Source organism: Rhizobium sp. K102 (assembly GCF_022385315.1).
Taxonomy (GTDB): domain Bacteria; phylum Pseudomonadota; class Alphaproteobacteria; order Rhizobiales; family Rhizobiaceae; genus Rhizobium; species Rhizobium croatiense.
This window is the reverse complement of sequence record NZ_CP092436.1, coordinates 3067388-3082701: the sequence shown is the minus strand read 5'-3', so window position 1 is coordinate 3082701 and position 15314 is coordinate 3067388. Positions and strand designations below refer to the sequence as shown.

The following is a 15314-nucleotide window of genomic DNA, read 5'->3' as shown; positions in this document are numbered from 1 at the left end:
TTTGCCGGAGGTTTCACACCTCGCGCGGTCGCGCCCCCTCAGCCCGCTCCGGCCGGAGCTCGGAAGCAACCACCAGGTCCCGCAGGAAGTTCTCGCACCAGAGCGAGACGTCGTGTGAGAGCAGATGCTCCATCATCATGCTCCAGCGCTCGCGGCGCTCCTCGAGCGACATGGCGAGGCCCTTGGCGATGGCATTGGCGGTGCCTTCGACGTCGTAGGGATTGACCAGCAGCGCGCCCTTCAACTCGCGTGCGGCGCCGGCGAAGCGTGATAGCACCAAGACACCCGGGCGATCCGGATCCTGGGCGGCGACATATTCCTTGGCGACGAGGTTCATGCCGTCGCGCAACGGCGTGACCAGCCCGATCGTCGCCAGCCGGAAAAGCCCGGCGAGCACATTGCGGCTGATCGATCGGTTGACATAGCGGATTGGCACCCAGTCGACCGTTCCGATGGCGCCGTTGACGCGGCCGGCCTGTTCGGCGACCATCTTCTGCATCTGCTCGTATTCGGGAACTTCCGATCGCGATTTCGGCGTGATCTGCAGGAAAGTCACCTTGTTCTGGTAGGCGGGATTGCTGGTGATGAAACGCTCGAACGCTTCCAGCCGCTGAATGATGCCCTTCGAATAATCGAGACGATCGACGCCGATGATCATGTCGCGGCCTTCGATGCTGCGCCGGGTCTTCTGGACCATGACGTTGTCGGCGGCTTTTTTGGCGAATTCGGCGAAGGCTGCGGTCTCGATGCCGATCGGATAGGCGCCGGCCTTGAATATCCGCCCGTGTGAATCGAACAATCCGTTGCCGAGGTCGTCGCCAATGCCCTCGCGGCGCAGATAGCCGGCGAAATTCTGCAAATCATAGTCCGTCTGGAAGCCGACGAGATCGTAATGCGAGAGCCCACGCATTATTTCCTCGTGGACCGGCATGGTGACGAGGATGTCGGCCGGCGGCCAGGGAATGTGCAGAAAGAAGCCGATCCGGTTCTTCAGTCCCATCTGGCGCAGTTCCGCCGCCAGCGGGATGAGGTGATAATCGTGAACCCAGATAATATCATCAGGCTCGATCAACGGCGCCAGTCGGTGCGCAAAGAAGCGGTTGACGCGGAAATAACCGGCCATTTCCTTCCGGCCATATTCGGCGAGATCCAGGCGGTAGTGGCAGATCGGCCAGAGAACGCGGTTTGCAAAGCCGCGATAATATTCCTCGACGTCGGTGTCGGTGAGGTCGGTCAGGGCATAGGTGATGTTGCCCTTCTGCTGCAGCGACAGCGCGCCCGGTTCCCTGTCGCCGCTCGATTCTCCCGACCATCCCATCCAGATGCCGCCGCGCTCCTGCAGGGCCGCCTGCAGCGCGACGGCCAGCCCGCCGGCAGCAGCACCCCCGTCCTTGCTCGGCACGGGAACACGATTGGAAACGACGATAAGACGGCTCATAAGCTTCCTTCAGTTGAGATGAGGCGTGAAAACGCGATGTGACGAGCGTCCTGGAGAACCTCCTGAATCTGACGGGGGCGATGCCGGGCAGGCACCGACATCGAACGACGCATCCGGACGAGGGGCCGCCGCATAGGCCGGCGGGAACAATGGAACGAAGCGTCGTTCCGGGCTTGATAGGCCATGTCGTCGGAAATACCCATTGCACAGAATTTGCTTGAATCTAGGGCGATTCCAACAGAATGGAAGAATTCTTTCTACAATTTTCCATTAGAAGAACGTTTCATCCGGTTCCGCACGATGAACCCATCGCGCGGCAGGGGCCCGATCAGAGCCCGCCGATGTCCGTTTTGGCAATGATGATGTTGGCGCCGATCGCGGCGTCGGCCGGTCAATGGGCGCGCCGGTCGCAGCCCACCGGCTCTAGCCACACAGATCGCCGGAGGACGGGCAGGGACAGTTGCCCGGCCTCACGGATTAAGGGTCGGCGCGCCGCCCCTCGATCGCTATTTTGCGAGTTTCGCCAGCGCCGCGACCAGCCCTTGCGTCGAGGAATCATGGCCTGCCGCGCTCTCCTTGCCCTCGACGACAGGCAGCAAGCCCGTCGCCAGTTCCTTGCCGAGCTCGACGCCCCACTGGTCGAAGGAGTTGATGCGGAAGAGCACGCCTTCGACGAAGACGCGGTGTTCGTAAAGCGCGATCAAGCGGCCAAGCGCGTAAGGGGTCAGCTTGTCGTAAACGAAGGTGATCGACGGCCGGTTGCCCTGGAAGACACGGTGCGGGGCGATGAAATCGGCCTTCTTGTCGTCCATGCCCTTGTCGGTCAGCTGCTTCCTGGCTTCCGTGAAGGTGCGCCCCTTCATCAGCGCTTCCGACTGGGCGAGAACGTTGGAGATCAGCAGCTGGTGCTGATGACGCAGCTCCGGCTCGAAGGCGTTGGCGGCGATCATGAATTCGGCCGGGATGATGCTCGTGCCCTGATGGATGAGCTGGTAGAAGGCGTGCTGGCCGTTGGTGCCGGGTTCGCCCCAGACGACCGGCCCGGAGTTGCCCTCGACCGGCGTACCGTCGACGGTGACGCCCTTGCCGTTCGATTCCATGTCGAGCTGCTGCAGATAGGCGGGAAAGCGCGACAGGCGCTGGTCGTAGGGCAGGATGGCGCGGGTGGGATAACCAAGCACATTGCGGTGGTAGAAGCCGATCAGGCCGAGCAGCATCGGCAGGTTTTCGGTAACCGGTGTCTTACGGAAGTGGTTGTCGACGGCATGGGCGCCGTCAAGGAATTTGCCGAAATTCCCAGGTCCGATGGCGATCATCAGCGGCAGGCCAATCGCCGACCAGATGGAATAGCGACCGCCGACCCAATCCCAGAAGCCGAAGACGCGGGTGCTGTCGATGCCGAAGGCGGCGACCTTGTCGAGCGCGGTCGAGACGGCGGCGAAGTGATGCTGCACGGCCGCTTCGCCGAGCGCCTTGGCGATAAAATTGCGTGCCGTCTGCGCATTGGTCATCGTTTCGACGGTGGTGAAGGTCTTCGAAGCGACGATGAAAAGCGTCGTCTCCGGCTGCAGCAGCTTCAGGATATCGGCGATATGAGCGCCGTCGATGTTGGAGACGAAATGGGCGCGCGGGCCGTCATGGAAGGGGGCAAGCGCCAGCGTCGCCATGACGGGGCCGAGGTCCGAGCCGCCGATGCCGATATTGACGACGTCGGTGATCGCCTTGCCGGTGGCGCCCTTCAGCGCGCCGGAGCGGATCTCGTCGGCGAATTTGCCCATGGCGGCAAGCACCGCGTTGACATCGGGCATGACATCCTTGCCGTCGACCAGAACAGGCGTGTTGGAGCGGTTGCGCAAGGCCGTGTGCAAAACGGCGCGCTCCTCGGTGAAATTGATCGCCTTGCCGGAGAACATCTCATCGCGCTTCTTCTCGACACCGCCTTCTTCGGCGAGCTTGACCAACAGCTTCAGGATGTCGTCATTCACCGCCGTTTTGGAAAAATCCATCAGGAGATCGTCAAGCGCGACGGAGAAGCGCGAAAAGCGCTGCGCATCGGCGGCGAAGGCGGCCCGGAGATCGGTCGCCTTGGTGGTGGCGGCCGTGCTTTTCAGCTGTTCGACGATGGCGTTCATGGGGAGGCTCCTTGGAGGCGGAAAGGGTTGCGGAAACTATTCGCTTTATCGGCCCCAAATCAAGTTCGGCCGCCGCTCCAATATGAAAAAAGCCACCCGCGGCAAGCGGATGGCCTTAAATTTCATGAGCTTGTCAAATTAGCCGCGCAGGTCCTTGCGCAAAATCTTGCCGACCGGCGACTTCGGCAGTTCGGTGCGGAATTCGATGAAGCGCGGGCGCTTGTAGTTGGTGAGATTGGCGATGCAATGGGCCTTCACCTCGGCTTCCGTCAGGTTTGGGTCCTTCCTGACCACGAAGAGTTTGACCGCCTCGCCCGAATGCCCGTCCGGCACGCCGACCGCCGCGGCTTCGAGAATGCCGGCATGCATGGCGGCGACTTCCTCGATCTCGTTCGGATAGACGTTGAAGCCGGAAACCAGGATCATGTCCTTCTTGCGGTCGACGATCTTGGTATAGCCGCGCTCGTCCATGAAGCCCATGTCGCCCGAGCGGAAATAGCCGTCGGCCGTCATCACCCGCGCCGTTTCCTCCGGCTTCTGCCAATAACCGGCCATCACTTGCGGCCCGCGGATGCAGATCTCGCCGATTTCGCCGAGCGGCAGCGAATTGCCCTCCTCGTCGCGGATATCGAGGTCGGTGGAGGGCATCGGCAGACCGATCGAGCCGGTAAACTCGATCGAATCGAAGCGGTTGGCGGTGGCAACAGGCGATGTCTCGGAAAGGCCGTAACCCTCAGTAATTGCCGTGCCGGTCATCTTCAGCCAGCGTTCGGCGACCGGGCGCTGCACGGCCATGCCGCCGCCGAGCGACATGATCAGCGGGGAGAAATCAAGCTTGGCGAAATCGGCGTTGTTCATCAGCGCGTTGAACAGCGTGTTGAGGCCGGGAAAGATATGCACATCAGACTTTCCGAATTCCTTGACGAGGCCGGGAATGTCGCGCGGATTGGCGATCAGGATATTGTGGGCGCCGAGCGAAATGCCCATCAGCGAATTCACCGTCAGCGCGAAGATGTGGTAGAGTGGCAGGGCGCAGAGGAAATTCAGCACTTCGGGCTGTTTCTTGCGCTCGAAGGCCGATCGCAGCCAGAGCGATAGCTGCAGCTTGTTGGCGAGCAGGTTTTGATGGGTGAGCACCGCGCCCTTGGCAACGCCTGTTGTGCCGCCGGTATATTGCAGGAAGGCGACGTCGCCGCCGGTAAGCGCCACCGGCTGAAGGCTCTTTTTCGCGCCTTCGCGCAGCACTTGGCTGAAGCTCTTGTGCTGCGGGATCGACCAGGAGGGAACGAGCTTCTTCACCTTGCGCACGACGAAATTGACGATCAGCCCCTTGGGGCCAAGCATCTCCCCAAGCGAGGTGACGACGACGTGGCGCAGATCGGTCTTGTTCAGGACCTGCTCGACCGTACGGGCGAAATTCTCCAGGACGAAGATCGCCTTGGCGCCGGAATCGCGCAGCTGGTGTTCGAGTTCACGCGGCGTATAGAGCGGGTTGACGTTGACGACGACGAATCCGGCTCTAAGGATGGCATAGGTCGCGACCGGGTTCTGTAAGACGTTCGGCATCATCACCGCGACGCGGTCGCCCTTGTCGAGCCCGATGCCCTGCAGCCAGGCGGCGACCTTGCGCGTCTGGTCGTCCAGCTCGCGGTAGCTCATCGCCTTGCCCATGCTGGAAAAAACCGTGCGATCGGCATAACGGGCGCAGGATTTTTCCAAGAGTTCAGCAAGCGAGGCATATTCCAGCGGCGGCAGTTCGGCCGGAACCATATCGGGATAGGTGGCAAGCCAGGGCTTGTCGGCTTTTGCTCCGTTCGGATGGACGGAAATGCTGGTCATCGTATCTCTCTCTCCCTTGCGGCCGCCGCGCCGGCCGACCCGCTGTCGGCTGGCCTGCAATTGACCGGAAGCATCCTCCATCTTCCTGTCCGGCAGCTTATGCCATTGCCTGAACGGTTCAAGCTGAATGACGCTATACTAACCTTGACGTAAACGTCAACATTTGCGGATGGCTCGACCGGGAACTTTGAGTCCGCCGTGACGTTGATTCTGCATACTCACCATGAGGAAACACCAAAGGAGGTGCACAAATGTTGAACGAGGAAACCGACGCCACCCGCCGCGACCCGAATGTGAAGGATACGCCTTCGCTGATCGCCAGCGACCGCGTCGAAGGCACCCGCGTCTACGGCGCCGACGGCAGGCATATCGGCTCGATCGAACGCCTGATCATCGGCAAGCTCGATGGCCGCGTCGCCTATGCGGTGCTGAGCTTCGGCGGCTTCCTGGGCATCGGTGACGATCACTATCCGCTCCCCTGGGAAAAGCTGAACTACGACACCCAGCTGGACGGCTATCGCATCGACCTGACCAAGGAGCAGATCGAAGGCGCCCCGAGCTATTCGGACGATGACGACACCTGGTACAACGATAATGGCCGCCGGGTCTATGACTACTATGGCGTGCCGCCTTACTGGATGTAATCTCGTCCGATAGGCCGAACTGGAAGGGCCCCGTTGGAAACGGGGCCTTTTTGGTGTGGTATTGGTGATGGCGGGTTCTAAAGAAACCGCCCGTGGCGCTGCAGCACTTCGATCTTGTAGCCGTCGGGATCGTTGACGAAAAAGAACAGGCCGAAGAGCCTGCCGTCGCGATTGAGCTCGACCAGCTCACCCGGTTTCAGCCCGAGTTTCAGCATGCGCTCACGTTCGACCGCCACCTCGTGGACCGAGACGGCGAGATGGCCATAGGCATTGCCGAGAGCGTAGGGCTCGGTCCGGCCCTTGTTGACCGTCATCTCCAGTTCGAAGCCGGTCTCTGCATTGCTGAGATAGATCAGCGTGAAGGTTTCGAAATCGACACGGTCGGCGACCGAGAGGCCGAAGGCTTTGCTGTAGAATTCGACCGAACGCGCCTCGTCGAGAACACGGATCATGGAGTGGATCATCTTCGCCAATTCTGCCTCCCATTTTTTCGGTCACGCCTGTGGTAGCGGTCCCCTTACGCCGCGCGCAAGCCGATTCTTCGCGTGATCGCCGCTTCGACGAGGCCCATGGCGTCATAGATCAGCACCGCCATCAGGCCGACGATCAGCCCGCCCTGCAGGATGAAGGCGGTATTGTCCGATATCAGCCCGGCGATGATCACTTCGCCGAGACCCTTTGCCGCCACCGTCGAGCCGATCGTCGCCGTGCCGATATTGATGACGGTCGCGACCTTCAGCCCTTCGAGGATCAGCGGCAGGGCCAGCGGCAGCTCGACCCGCAACAGCCGCTGCGTGGCGCTCATGCCCATGCCGTCGGCGGCGTCGAGCACCTGCGGCGACACCTGCTTGAGACCGGCGACGGTGTTTTCGAAGATCGGCAAGAGGCCATAAAGAAAGAGCGCGATCAGCGTCGGCATGGCGCCGAAGCCGGTGGCGGGAACGGCCAGCGCCAGCACCGCGACCGGCGGAAAGGTCTGCCCGGCATTGGCAATCGCCCGCGACAGCGGCAGGAAGTCGGCGCCGCTGTCGCGGGTGACGAAGATGCCGCCGAGAACGGCGAGCACGGCGCTGCAGGCGATCGAGCCGATGACGAGCTGCAGATGCCCGAGCGCAAGCGAGGCAAGGCTGTTCTGCGTATAGACGGCAGGCGCATTGTTGCTGGTCAGCGGCGTCAGCAGGAAGGAAAGCCACTCGGTCCTGAACAGCAGGATCAAGAGCAGGGCGAGCGCCGCCAGGCGGAAGAGATTGGCGACGAGAAGTTTCATGCCTTGCGGCCCAGTTCGAGCAGCCGGCTCATCGAGATCGATCCGACAGGGGCCTTCTCGCCATCCTGCACGGCCGCCTCGTCGACCCCCTGCCAGATCATTTCGGCCAGCGCGTCGCGGAGACTCAGCGACTGCGGCAGGGCATAGGCGAGCCCGCTCTTGGCCGGCTCCATGCTCTCCTTCAGCGGCAGCAGCGACATCAGCTTCAGCGCCCGGTCGGAGGTGCCGGTCAGTTGCTGAACGAAGGGATCGGCGGGTTCGGTGAGGATCTTTTCTGGCGTCGAGCATTGCAGCAAGCGGCCTTGGCTCATCACCGCGATCCGATTGCCGAGATGGAAGGCCTCGTCCATGTCGTGGGTGACGAGGATGATGGTCGTGCCGAACTGTTTCTGGATCGCCAGAAGGTCGTCCTGCGCCTTGCCGCGGATGACGGGATCGAGGGCGCCGAAAGGCTCGTCCATCAACAGCAGTTCCGGTTCGGCCGCCAGCGCCCGGGCGACGCCGACGCGCTGTTGCTGGCCGCCGGAAAGCTGGTGCGGATATTTGTCGGCGAAAGTCGCCGGATCGAGGTTGAACAGTCCGAGCAGCTCTTCGACGCGCGCTGCGATGCGCGTCGAATCCCATTCGAGCAGCTGCGGCACGGTGGCGATATTCTGCGCCACGGTCCGATGCGGAAACAGCCCGTGCCCCTGGATCGCGTAGCCGATCCGGCGGCGAAGCTCCGTCACCTCGACGTCCATGACATTCTGGCCGCCGACGAAGATCTCGCCTTCGGTGATCGGCACCAGCCGGTTGACCATCCGCATCAGTGTCGATTTGCCGGAGCCCGACGTGCCGACGACGACGGTGATCGAGCCCTTTTCGACCTGCATCGAGACATTGTCGACGACGGTGGCAGCACCATAGCGCTTGGTGACGTTGCGGATTTCGATCATGCTCATGCGGCAGGCCCCCGGATGCTGTCGATGACCGCATCGAGGATGACGGCCGATGAGAAGGCGAGGAAGACGGTCGGCACGGCGCCGAGCAGGACGAGGTCCATCGCCGTCTGGCCGAGCCCCTGGAAGATGAAGATGCCGAAGCCGCCGCCGCCGATCAGCGCGGCGATCGTCACCATGCCGATCGCCTGCACCAGCACGATGCGGATTCCGGTGAGAATAACCGGAAAGGCGAGCGGCATGTCGATACCAACAAGGATCTGCCGGCGTGTCAGCCCCATTCCGGCTGCGGCGTCGCGCACCGAGGGGTCGACGCCCTGCAGGCCGACGACGGTATTGGCGACGATCGGCAGCAGTGAATAGAGCACCAGTGCGATCAGCGCCGGCGCCGTGCCGATGCCGCGGATACCGGCAGCGGCCGCCAGCGGCACATGGGTGGCGAGATAGCCGAGCGGCAGCATCAAGAGGCCGAAGAGCGCCAGGCTCGGGATCGTCTGGATGAGGCTCAGGCCCTGCAGCACCACGGCCCGCAGCCTGGGCACCCAGAAGCAGAGGATGCCGAGTGGCAGGCCGAGAACGATGGCGATGGCGAGCGAGCCGAGGGCCAGCAGCAGATGCGAAATCGCTTCCGTCTCGAATTGCGGCGCCCGCGTCGAAAATTCCTTCATGATCGACAGGCTGTCGAGCAGGCCGGAGGCGAGCGAGATGAAGAGCAGCGCCGTATAGGCCGCAAGCGCCGCCACTCGCATCCATGGCGCCAGCCTTATCTTGACCAGCGCATCGGAGATGACGAGCCCGATCACGGCGAACAGCACCCAGAAGCCGCCACCGGGCGTCATGCGCGCCACGGTACTGCCGGGCGGCGTCGCCGCGCTCGAGACGAGACCGATCGCAACGACCAGCGCCGCAAGGCAGAGTGTCGCGATGACAAGCCGCGCCAAGGCGTTGCGGAGAAACAGCGTCGCCAAGGCCGTGAGAATGAGGAGGGCGGTCAGGATGACGACGGAAGGCTGGGGAAGCAGCTGAGCCAGCAGCATCGGCTTGCCGGCGGCGATGCGGTTCGCCTTGACGTAGATGAAGGGCATCAGTGCGGTGGCCGCAATGCCGCCGGCCGCCAGAACCACGCCGAGCCGGTCCAGCCTGCGGACCGCTGAGGTTTCGTCCATCGATCCAACCTTATGGGGAAAGGACGCTCCGCCCGCTGCCGGGCGGAGCGGGCGATGATTACTTCAGGAAGCCTTTTTCCTTGAGATAGGCCTCGGCGACGGACTTTGCCGGCTCGCCGTCGACCTGGATCTTGGCGTTGAGCTTGCGCAGCTCGTCGGCGCTGAGGCTCTTGAAGATCGGCGAGAGGATTTCCTCGATCTTCGGATTGGCCTTCAACACCGCTTCGCGGATGATGGCGGTCGGCGCATAGACCTGCTGCACGCCCTTGTCGTCTTCGAGAACGGTCAGTTCGGCCGCTTCGATCGCGCCATCGGTGCCGTAGACCATGGCGGTGTTGACGCCGTTCGTCTGGTCGGCGGCCGCCTTGATCGTCGCCGCCGTGTCACCGCCGGAGAGAACGACCATCTGGTCAGGCTTCAGCTGGAAGCCGTAGGTCGTCTGGAAGGCGGGAAGCGCGCCGGCCGAGTTGACGAATTCGGAAGACGCGGCAAGCTTGGCGGTGCCGCCGCCGGCAACCCATTTGCCGAAATCGGACATGGTCTTCAGCTTGTTCGGCTCGGCGACATCGTTGCGCACGGCAAGCGCCCAGGTGTTGTTGGCGGGTGACGGCGTCAGCCAGACGATCTTGTTGGCGTCGTAGTCGAGCTTCTTCGCCAGCTCATAACCCTGATCGTTGTTCTTCCAGGCGGCGTCATCGGCCTTGTTGAAGAAGAAGCCGGCATTGCCGGTATATTCCGGGTAGATGTCGATTTCGCCGGCGGTGATCGCCTTGCGCACGACCGGTGTGGCGCCGAGCGCGATGCGGTCCTGCGTCTTGATGCCGTTGGCTTCGAGCGCCAGTGCGATGACATTGCCGAGCAGCGTGCCTTCCGTGTCGATTTTCGACGAGACGACGACGTCTGCGGCCTGAACCGCACCCGCCGCAAAGGCGGAGAGCGAGACGGCAAGTGCGAGTTTCTTCAGCATGGAATATCCCCTATTTTAACACCGTTGACGTGGCGCAACCCCCCGGTAGGAGGCGTATGCGCAGGAAATCCGCCGGCGAAGGCGCCAAGGCCGCCATCATGCCGGAATTGCGTGCGTCATGGAAATAGCGTGCACGCTCGAAAAATCGATGCAAGCCCCCTCCAGTATTTGCGTTCGCGCCCGTGATTATGGCGGCGAACGCGGCGCGGCGCGCGGAAAGCCATTCCCTTTTCCAGGGTCGGCGCGACTTGTTTTTGTTCCCTTGCGTGTTTCCGCGATGCTTCCGGTGCTCTTCTGCGGATAACCGCCGCCCGGATTTTTACGACGGCGACGATAGCCCGGCTCTGTCGAGGCAGGGATATCTTTTTTCGCGAACACATCATATCGTCCGGTTTTTAAAGCGCTTTCCGGAGCCAGCCTTTGCATCTCGGCGCCCTGTTCATAATCGGCCACGTTCTGACCTCGGCTTCGGTCCGCGAGACCGCGCGCCGCTTCCAGTTGTCACCCTCCACCGTGTCCGCGGCCATCCGCAATGCCGAGACCGAACTGGCGATGAAGCTGACGGAACGCGCTTCCGGCGAGCTGGTGACGTTGATCGCAGGCGGCGGCGTGCTCGAAGGCCTGGAGCCGATCACGGTCGCGATCGGCGAACTCTGCCAATTCGCCGGCCAAGTCGGCGCCGGCGGGATCGACGAGGCCTGGGCCGCCCGCATTCCCGTCAAGATCGTCGCGATCGAACGGTTCCTGGAAGTCGCCGACCAGGGCAGCATCAACCGCGCTGCCCGCCGCCTTCATCTCGGTCAGCCGCAGCTTTCGCTCCAGCTTGCCAATCTTGAGAAATTTCTCGGCTGTCGGCTGTTCGAGCGGCAGGCACAAGGCTCTACTCTAACGGAGGAGGGCAGGCGGGCCTACCAGATTTTCATGGCGATCAGCCAGGCATGGAACGATCTGAAATCGGCAGCCGACGAACGCTACCGGCGCACCGCCCGGTCGCTGCGCATCGGCTCGATCATCCCGACCGGATCGGAAAGCTGGGTGGCGCGCTGCCTCGGGCTGTTGGTCTCCGAATGGAATGCGCGCCGCAGCAACAATGCGATCTCGCTGATCTCGATGACCGCCGACGATCTGCGCGAGGCGCTGAAGAGCGGCCGCATCGACGTGGCGATCCTGGATTCGGTCTTCGGTCTGGAAGACTTCCGCCATTGTGAACTGCTGCAGACCGATATGGTGGTGATCGCGCCGCTGCACAGCACGGAAACGACGGTCGCCGATCTCGTCGCCCGTCATGCGATCTGCATGCCGAGCCCGCGCACTGGCCTTGGCCATGCGGCCATGGCCTTCAGCGCCGAGCGCGCTCCCGACCGACGCCTGCGCAGCCGCGATATCACCGCGGCGGATTCGCTGCCCGTGATCGTCGACCTCGTCGCCAATCACGGTTACGTTTCCTTCCTCGGCCGCGTCAGCGCCATGCCGATCGCCGGCAAGGTGCGCATCGTCGATCTCGACGAGCACCTGCCGATGTCCTATCACGTCGCCTTCAACCACCGCAAAGCCGCCGCCGATGCTTGCGCCGTCATCATCGCGGCGGCGGCAAGAATAACGTCGGAAGCCGTCGCGAAAGCCGACGCAGTCAGGGAGAGCGCAGCATGACGATCCTGCTGGAAGTCTGCGTCGACAGCGTCGAGGGCCTTGCCGCCGCGATCGAAGGCGGCGCCGGCCGCATCGAGCTCTGCTCGGCGCTGGCGCTCGGCGGCCTGACGCCGCTGCCGAGCCTGATGCGGATCGCCGCCCGGGCGCCGATCCCCGTTTACGCGATGATCCGCCCGCACGCCGGTCCCTTCATCTTCGGCCGCACCGACGAGGAAGCGATGCTGCTCGATATCGACGCCGTGCGGGCCTCAGGCCTCGCCGGCGTCGTCATCGGCGCCAACCGGCCGGACGGCAGGCTCGACATGCCGTTGATCAACCGCCTGAAGGCGCATGCTTCAGGCCTCGGCTCGACGCTGCATCGGGCCTTCGATCTAGTGCCGGATGCCGAAGAGGCGTTGGAACAGGCGGTCGAGCTCGGCTGCGAACGCATTCTGACCTCGGGCTGCGCGCTGAAGGCCGCCGATGGCATCGAAACCCTGAAACGCCTGTCGGCAAAGGCCGCCGGCCGCATTTCCATCATGCCCGGCAGCGGCATCCGCCCCACCAATGTCAGCGCGATCTTGCAGGCAACCGGCGCCCGCGAGGTGCATGGGTCCTGCAGCTCGCCGGTCGACAGCGTCGATCCACGTGCGGTCGCCTTTGGTTTCGAGGCGAAGAGCAGCAATAGGACGGATGTCGCGGTGGTCAGGGAGATGTGCAGTGCGATCGAGGCTGCGGGTTAGCGGTTTCGCAGTTCCGGACGGAAACCATATTGCGCTTTTGAAACGCGATTGCAGTGCTTGCCGCATGGGTCCTCGGGTCAAGCCCGAGGACGACGGAGTGTGGGGGAGCGCGTGCGGCAAGGACCGCAAATGCGTGTGGTTTTATTGGAATTACCGTCTTTGCTTAAGCGATCCGCACACAAAACCGCCCCGCATTTGCTGGAATTCCTCCGAACGTCCCGCCTCTTGCCGCATAGGTTTCCCCACTCTCCGTCATACTCGGGCTTGACCCGAGTATCCACGCCGAGCACTCCACGCGCATCTTAGGCGTTGTATCCTAGCCCCCAACCCGGATCACTGCTTTGATCAGCCCGCTCTTCTCGTGCGCCCAGAGGGCGAGATCGCGCGGCGCATCGGCAAGCGTCGTGCGATGGGTGATTAGTTTATCCACCGGCACCAGTCCCTTGGCGATCGAAGCCGCCACATGTTCGAAATCGGCGCGGGTGGCGTTGCGGCTGCCGATCAGCATCATTTCCCGCTTGTGGAATTCCGGGTCGGAGAAGCGGATATCGTCCTTGACGACGCTGACCAGCACCAGCGCGCCGCCATGGGCGACGAAGGAGAAGGCTTTCTCCATCGACGGCCCGTAACCGGTCGCGTCGAAGACCACGTCGAAACCGTCGCCATCGGTTTTTTCCCGCACGGCCTCGGCTGTCCCTTCGTTGGCGACGATGCCGGAGGTGAAGCCGAAGCGTTCGGCCGCCATCTGCAGCCGTTCGGCACTGGTATCAAGTAGCGTCACCTCGTGACCGGCGATGCGCGAGAAGATCGCCGTCCCGAGCCCGATCGGCCCGGCGCCGATGACGAGTGACCGCGCGCCGGCGCCGGCCAGCGAGCGGCGCACCGCATGGGCACCGATCGCCAGGAACTCGACTGTCGCCACAGCCTCCAGGCTGAGCCCCTCGGCGGGATAGAGATTGCCTGCGGGAACCGAGATCTCCTCGCAAAAGGCGCCGTCCGTATGGACGCCGAGCACCTTGATGTTGGTGCAGCAGTTCGGCTTGCCCTGGCGGCAGGCGATGCATTGGCCGCATGAGAGGTAGGGATTGACGATGACCGGCGTGCCGGCCGTCAAATCCACGCCGTCGCCGGCTTCGAGCACCGTCGCGGAGATTTCATGTCCCATCACCCGGGGATATTCGAGGAAAGGGTGTTTGCCCTCGAAGATATGATAATCCGTGCCGCAGATGCCGACATGGCTGACGGCAAGCCGCACCCAGCCGGGCGCCGGTGCGGCGGGTGATGGCCGTTCGACGACCTCGAGCACGCCGGGCTCCCGGCAAACAACTGCTTTCATGACGGGTCTCGCATTCTTCGTTTTTTACTCTGTGTCATACCGCTGCTGTTCTGTTCGTGTGGGTAGCTGCCCCTCACCCTAACCCTCTCCCGTAAACGGGGCGAGGGGACTTGCCCTGCGCGACGTCAATGGGCACGGAGAGGTTGGCGGCGTTTGCCCTTCTCCCCGCGAGCGGGGAGAAGGTGGCGGCAGCCGGATGAGGGGCGCTCTCCTGCTCGCCTCTCAACTGCTCTTGCGGCGGCGCAGCTGGTCGAAGAAGACGATCACGATGATCAGCAGACCGGTGATGATGCGCTGCCAGAAGGAGTTGACGTTCAGAAGGTTGGCGCCGTTGTTGATGGTGGCGAGGATGAAGGCGCCGATCAGCGGGCCGTGCACCGAGCCGACCGCACCGAACAGGCTGGTGCCGCCGATGACCGAGGAGGCGATCGCCTGCAGCTCCCAGCCGTCGGCCTGAGTCGCATTGCCGATGGCGATGCGCGAGGCGAGCAGCACGCCGACGAAAGCGGCGAAGCCGGCCGAGAGAATATAGGCAAGATAGATCATGCCCTTGACGTTGACGCCGGAAAGGCGCGCCGCTTCGGCATTCGAGCCGACGGCGAACAGATAGCGGCCCCAGCGGCTCAGATGCAGGAAGACGAAGGAGGGTACCGCCACCAGGATAACCATCCAGAACAGGCTTGGGATGCCGAGGAAATCGGCGCGGGCGAAATTGCTGAAGCTTTCGTCGGTGATGCTGATCGTCGAACCGTTGGTGATCAGCAGGCCGATGCCGCGCAGCGACGTCAGGGTCGCCAGCGTGATGATGAAGGGCGGCAGGCCCATATGGACGATGCCGAAGCCGTGGAAGGCGCCGATCGCGACGCCCATGGCGAGCGTCAGCAGGATCGCTGCCCAGAGCGGCACGCCCGCCTGCAACAGCCAGGCGATGATGACGGTGCAGAAGCCGACGATCGCGCCGACTGACAGGTCGATGCCGGCGGTGATGATGACGAAGGTCTGGCCGAGCGCCAGGATGGCCGTCATCGCGCCTTGACGCAGCAGGTTGGAGATGTTGAGCGGCGTCCAGAAGCTGGGGGTGACGAAGCCGAGCACGATCCAGAGGAAGATCAGCAGCCCGATCAGGGTCAGGCCGAACAGGATGTTCATTTTCCGGCGTGGCGGCGGCGCGACGATTTCGGTGGGGGTGGCAGTCATGAATTTTCTCCCTCTTAT

At 63.1% G+C, this 15314-nt stretch carries 14 protein-coding genes; 3 read left to right on the top strand and 11 right to left on the bottom strand.

Annotation, left to right across the window (positions count from 1 at the left end; translation table 11 throughout):
• Window positions 1–13 precede the first annotated feature (13 nt).
• From otsA to MHI61_RS21215, 3 genes are all read right to left on the bottom strand, one after another.
• Complete coding sequence (gene otsA / locus MHI61_RS21225; RefSeq protein ID WP_222141733.1) at window positions 14–1438, bottom strand: alpha,alpha-trehalose-phosphate synthase (UDP-forming); 1425 nt, start codon at window positions 1436–1438, stop codon at window positions 14–16.
• A gap of 506 nt (window positions 1439–1944) precedes the next feature.
• Window positions 1945–3570, bottom strand: a complete 1626-nt coding sequence (pgi, locus tag MHI61_RS21220) for a glucose-6-phosphate isomerase (RefSeq protein WP_239790398.1) — start codon at window positions 3568–3570, stop codon at window positions 1945–1947.
• A 138-nt stretch (window positions 3571–3708) separates the two neighbouring features.
• A complete protein-coding gene (locus MHI61_RS21215; RefSeq protein ID WP_239790397.1) occupies window positions 3709–5409 on the bottom strand; it encodes a long-chain fatty acid--CoA ligase in 1701 nt (566 codons plus the stop codon).
• A 251-nt stretch (window positions 5410–5660) separates the two neighbouring features.
• On the opposite strand from MHI61_RS21215, the gene MHI61_RS21210 reads away from it, so the two are divergent.
• Window positions 5661–6053, top strand: coding sequence for a PRC-barrel domain-containing protein (locus tag MHI61_RS21210; RefSeq protein ID WP_038686634.1), 393 nt, complete (start codon window positions 5661–5663; stop codon window positions 6051–6053).
• 77 nt (window positions 6054–6130) lie between these two features.
• Here the strand turns inward: MHI61_RS21210 and MHI61_RS21205 are convergent, their stop codons facing one another.
• From MHI61_RS21205 to MHI61_RS21180, 6 genes are all read right to left on the bottom strand, one after another.
• Window positions 6131–6526: a VOC family protein gene (locus MHI61_RS21205; protein ID WP_097606929.1), complete on the bottom strand. Its 396-nt coding sequence runs from the start codon at window positions 6524–6526 to the stop codon at window positions 6131–6133.
• A gap of 44 nt (window positions 6527–6570) precedes the next feature.
• The gene (locus tag MHI61_RS21200; RefSeq protein ID WP_097606930.1) at window positions 6571–7320 is read right to left on the bottom strand and encodes an ABC transporter permease; all 750 of its coding nucleotides are present in this window, start codon (window positions 7318–7320) and stop codon (window positions 6571–6573) included.
• Entirely contained in the window at window positions 7317–8261 is a 945-nt protein-coding gene (locus MHI61_RS21195; RefSeq protein ID WP_239790396.1) for an ABC transporter ATP-binding protein, read from the bottom strand. Before MHI61_RS21195 ends, MHI61_RS21200 begins: the two co-directional genes overlap by 4 nt.
• Complete coding sequence (locus tag MHI61_RS21190) at window positions 8258–9424, bottom strand: ABC transporter permease subunit (RefSeq protein ID WP_239790395.1); 1167 nt, start codon at window positions 9422–9424, stop codon at window positions 8258–8260. Before MHI61_RS21190 ends, MHI61_RS21195 begins: the two co-directional genes overlap by 4 nt.
• A 58-nt stretch (window positions 9425–9482) precedes the next feature.
• Complete coding sequence (locus MHI61_RS21185; protein WP_010027117.1) at window positions 9483–10391, bottom strand: ABC transporter substrate-binding protein; 909 nt, start codon at window positions 10389–10391, stop codon at window positions 9483–9485.
• Window positions 10392–10577: 186 nt separating this feature from the next.
• The gene (locus MHI61_RS21180; protein WP_239790394.1) at window positions 10578–10844 is read right to left on the bottom strand and encodes an acetyltransferase; all 267 of its coding nucleotides are present in this window, start codon (window positions 10842–10844) and stop codon (window positions 10578–10580) included.
• On the opposite strand from MHI61_RS21180, the gene MHI61_RS21175 reads away from it, so the two are divergent.
• Complete coding sequence (locus MHI61_RS21175; RefSeq protein ID WP_239790393.1) at window positions 10812–12041, top strand: LysR family transcriptional regulator; 1230 nt, start codon at window positions 10812–10814, stop codon at window positions 12039–12041. The genes MHI61_RS21180 and MHI61_RS21175 overlap by 33 nt on opposite strands.
• Window positions 12038–12763: a copper homeostasis protein CutC gene (locus MHI61_RS21170; protein ID WP_239790392.1), complete on the top strand. Its 726-nt coding sequence runs from the start codon at window positions 12038–12040 to the stop codon at window positions 12761–12763. The genes MHI61_RS21175 and MHI61_RS21170 overlap by 4 nt, the downstream gene beginning before the upstream one ends.
• Before the next feature lie 316 nt (window positions 12764–13079).
• On the opposite strand, the gene MHI61_RS21165 is transcribed toward MHI61_RS21170, so the two are convergent.
• The gene (locus MHI61_RS21165) at window positions 13080–14099 is read right to left on the bottom strand and encodes a zinc-binding alcohol dehydrogenase family protein (RefSeq protein ID WP_239790391.1); all 1020 of its coding nucleotides are present in this window, start codon (window positions 14097–14099) and stop codon (window positions 13080–13082) included.
• Between the two features lie 222 nt (window positions 14100–14321).
• Window positions 14322–15296 (bottom strand): ABC transporter permease, encoded by a 975-nt coding sequence (locus tag MHI61_RS21160; RefSeq protein WP_239790390.1) that lies wholly within the window; start codon window positions 15294–15296, stop codon window positions 14322–14324.
• Between the last annotated feature and the right edge of the window lie 18 nt (window positions 15297–15314).